Here is a 4,298-nt window from a genome sequence, read left to right as displayed (position 1 = left end):
CATGTGTTTAGGCTAGTAAATAATATGTGTCCAGGAAAATGGGTACATATCATAGAGTCCTTTTTTTTCCATTAATATGAAGGTTATAATTTTGAACAGAAAATTTGTTAACGTCTTGTACTACGTAAAATATAATTCACTATGTTTGAGTATCATATCCATAACTATATTTTCATAAAAGAAAACCCCGCATCGATCCGACTTACGAGGTCAAGGCCCTAGGCCGCAGACCTGATAAGTATGGAGGAGAGATGCGGGGTTTCTTTTATCACTTAGTTTAGAAATGTGAATTATATTTTGTTGTATCGTCCATTGAACGTAAATTTTCTGTTCCAGAAAATTATACGTTCATGTTCGCGCTTTTACGTACATAGAACCAGTAGCATACTGCTACAGTTACGATGTTGAAGGCTAACAATACAGCGAAGGCTGGATAGATATTACCGAATGTGGAATATGTGAAGCCGAAGATTTTAGGTGTAATGAAAGCACCGTATGCAGCTACGGCAGCTACGAAGCCTGTAATTAAAGAGGAAAGTAATGGATTGCCGAATACGTGTGGAATCATACGGAATGTTGCACCAGTTGCGAAGCCACAGCATACAAATGTCAATACGGACATAGCGAAGAAGAATGGGAAGTTGTGCATATCTACGCCAAATGCAATCAATGCAGTTGTTGCACATAAACCGAGAAGACTCACAAAGGTAACTTTTGTACCGCTGTTGATTTTATCGGCTAACCAACCACCTACAGGACGAAGCGCACCTGCTACAAGTGGGCCTACGAATGCGATTGAAGCAAATGGAATTTCAGGGAATTCTTTACCTACTAATAGACCAAGTGCTGCTGCATAACCAGAGAACGCACCGAAGGAACAAGTGTATAGCAATGTAAGTGCCCAAGTGTGTTTGTTACCAAAGATTTGTACAAGATTTTTAGGATTTGGTTTTTCTAGTGGTAAGTTATCCATGAAACGTGTCATAAGTGCAAGGATAACAACAAGTGGTACAATCCACATGAAAGCCGCATTGGCAAGGTATACTGCATTACCTTTGATGATAGCTGGTGTTACACCAAATACGCTACCTAATGCAGCGGAACCCATAGCGAATGGAGCTAAGAAGTAGATTACGGAGATACCAAGGTTACCAACGCCGCCGTTGATACCAAGAGCTGTACCTTTTTCAGATTTAGGGAAGAAGTTGCCAATGTACGCCATGGAGGACGAGAAGTTGGCGCCCGCTAAACCGATGAGGGCAGTTAAAATCATAAATGTCGTATAAGAAGTTGTTGTATCTTGAACAGCAAAGCCAAGCCATACAACAGGAACTAATAAAATAAGTGTGGAAATAAATGTCCAGTTCTTACCACCGATTAAGGCTGGCATGTAGGTATATACGAAACGTAATGTAGCACCTACAAGACCTGGTAATGCGGCTAATGTAAATAATTGATCTGTTGTAAAGTTAAAGCCAGCGCCATTTAGTTGTGCTGCAATGGTTGCCCATAAATACCATACACAGAATGAAAGGGTTAATGCAATTGTGGATATAACCAAGTTTTGTTTAGCAATTTTTTTACCAAACTTTTCCCAAAATTCTGGATTATCTGGTTGCCAATTAGCCACAATTTCGCTACGGCTTGCCCCTACTTGAGGCATTTTTAGTTCGCTCATTTTGAACTTCTCCTTACTGAAAAACTATACATGCAATGAAGACATGGAAGATACAATTATCAGTCAATGTATATGAATATTGCAATCTATAGAGTTTCTATAGAAAGTATTCGAATTACTTAGAGAACTGAGTTATAATTATTGTATCAACAAAATTTGCAATGTCTTATATCACAAATATATTATATATTGTAAAAATTTTTGTGAATGTGACATAAAACACACATATTCTGAAATTAATAAGTTATAATAATCTTATATATACAAAAAAGTATATAATACATGTACTTTTACTATAAATAGATTAGTATAACTAATGGATTTTATTTTAAAAGTACAATGGAGTGGTGAAGGTATGGATAAAAATTTAATTAACCAATTACTTGCTTTGCCGGGCGAGGAACTCCATCTTAAAAAAGGTGATTTTCTCTTCCATGAGGGGGACAAGGCAGAACACTTTTACGTAGTGTTAAAAGGTAGAATGAGCATTAAGAAATTCGAATCTAGTGGGCACATTTTTGCGTTGCGTCTAGTAGGTCCGAATAATGTAATTGGTGAGGTTCCGTTGTATGAGGAGAACACAAGAACGTATGTGTTCAACGCCATCGCTCGGGAGGATTGCTCTGTTTATTCCATTCGCTATGATGTGTTAGAGCCAGCTATTGCAAAAGATCATTCATTGGCTATTGCGATGATGCAAATCTACACATTACATATGCGTCGTCAACAGGCAAAATACCGAGACTTGCTACTATATGGCAAGAAGGGAGCATTTTATTCTACCTTGTTGCGCTTAGCCAATAGTTATGGTGTAGAGCGCGAGGATGGTATCTTTATCGATATCGCCCTAACAAATCAAGAGTTGGCTGAATTTGCTGCCACATCAAGAGAAAGTTTAAATCGCATGCTAAGTGAGTTGCGTAAGTTGGGCTATGTAGCCTATGACAAACACCATCTAGTAATCTGTGATTTTGATGCTTTAATCGGATTGCTTGATTTAGAGGTTGATAATATAGACCCTAATATTAGTAATATCGAATAACAGTATTTTCTCCTTTGTGTTAGCTCAGCTAGCACAAAGGATTTTTTTGTAGTTTTGAAGGAGGACACGAGATGAGCTTGTTGTCTCAAAAGTTTAAGTTTCTTCGCAAGAAGAACGTATCTCCAAGCGGCCATCAAATAACTGAAGATGGCGGTCGCGAGTGGGAAAATTTTTATCGTGACCGTTGGTCTTACGATAAAGTTGTCCGCACAACGCATGGCGTAAACTGTACTGGTTCTTGTAGCTGGAATATCTACGTTAAGAATGGTGTTGTAGCGTGGGAAAATCAGGCTACTGATTACCCTGAAACACCAGATGATATGCCGGATTACGAACCACGTGGGTGCCCTCGTGGTGCAACATTCTCTTGGTATCTCTATAGCCCATTGCGCGTAAAATATCCATATGTGCGCGGCGAATTGGCTGAGCTTTGGAGAGAAGCTAAAAAGCATGCTAAGAACCCAATCGAAGCTTGGAAATCTATCGTAGAAGATCCTGAAAAAGCGAAAAAATACAAATCTGCCCGTGGTATGGGTGGCTTTGTGCGCTCCACATGGGATGAAGCGACAGAAATTACTGCTGCATCCTTATTATATACTGCAAAAACATACGGCCCTGACCGCAACGCAGGCTTCTCTGTAATTCCAGCGATGTCCATGTTGTCCTATGCAGCAGGTGCTCGTTTCCTTAACTTAATGGGTGGTTCACCATTGTCCTTCTATGACTGGTATGCCGATTTACCACCTTCTAGCCCTCAAGTTTGGGGTGAACAAACTGATACACCTGAATCTGGTGACTGGTACAATGCTGGTTACATCATGACTTGGGGTTCCAACGTACCATTGACTCGTACGCCAGATGCTCACTTCTTAACAGAGGTTCGTTACAAAGGTACTAAAGTTGTATCCGTATCCCCTGACTATGCGGAATCCACAACTTCTTCCGATGCTTGGCTCAATGTAAAAGCCGGCACTGATGCGGCTCTTGCTATGGCAATGGGTCACGTTATCTTAAAAGAATATTACATCGATAAAGAAACTCCATACTTCAAAGAGTATGCAAAAGAGTTTACTGATATGCCATTCCTTGTACGCGTTGAAGATATCAATGGCACTGTACAACCAGGCCGTTTCTTGAATGCTAAGGACTTAGGTCGCCAAGAGGAAGGCGCAGACTTCCAAATGGTATTGATCGATGAACTTACAAATGAAATCGTTGTTCCTAATGGTACGATGGGTGAACGTCACACGAACCCTCAAAAATGGAATTTGCGTCTTGAAAACCGCGATACAGGGGCTAAAATTGACCCTCGTTTATCCGTATTTGATCAACGTGAAGATGTAACTGTTGTTAAGTTGCCATACTTTGGCGATGAAGAACACGAAGGCGTTATTGAACGTGCTATTCCAACGATTACAGTACAAACTGTTGATGGTCCTGTAAAAGTAACTACAGTATATGACCTTATTCTTGCTAACTATGGTATCGATCGTGGTATTGGTGGTGAAGTGGCTAAAGCTTACACTGATGACACTCCTTACACACCTACATGGCAAGAAAAAATCACTGGCGTAAAAG

At 40.0% G+C, this 4,298-nt stretch carries 3 protein-coding genes; 2 read left to right on the top strand and 1 reads right to left on the bottom strand.

Features of this window, described 5'->3' with window-relative positions:
- Positions 1-340: 340 nt before the first annotated feature.
- Complete coding sequence (locus QZ055_RS08275; protein WP_295826056.1) at positions 341-1,678, bottom strand: MFS transporter; 1,338 nt, start codon at positions 1,676-1,678, stop codon at positions 341-343.
- A gap of 355 nt (positions 1,679-2,033) precedes the next feature.
- On the opposite strand from QZ055_RS08275, the gene QZ055_RS08270 reads away from it, so the two are divergent.
- Positions 2,034-2,720 (top strand): Crp/Fnr family transcriptional regulator, encoded by a 687-nt coding sequence (locus tag QZ055_RS08270; RefSeq protein WP_105086443.1) that lies wholly within the window; start codon positions 2,034-2,036, stop codon positions 2,718-2,720.
- A gap of 71 nt (positions 2,721-2,791) precedes the next feature.
- Positions 2,792-4,298, top strand: a 1,507-nt coding sequence (locus QZ055_RS08265; RefSeq protein ID WP_295826052.1) for a molybdopterin-dependent oxidoreductase, incomplete at its 3' end; no start/stop codon positions are given.

Source organism: uncultured Veillonella sp. (genome assembly GCF_905209685.1).
GTDB lineage: Bacteria > Bacillota > Negativicutes > Veillonellales > Veillonellaceae > Veillonella.
This window is presented reverse-complemented; position numbering and strand designations above follow the sequence as displayed.

Bases quoted from the DNA above. Each gene is read 5' to 3' on its own strand.
- QZ055_RS08270 (WP_105086443.1), top strand. From the start codon at position 2,034: ATGGATAAAAATTTAATTAACCAATTACTTGCTTTGCCGGGCGAGGAA.
- QZ055_RS08275 (WP_295826056.1), bottom strand. From the start codon at position 1,678: ATGAGCGAACTAAAAATGCCTCAAGTAGGGGCAAGCCGTAGCGAAATT.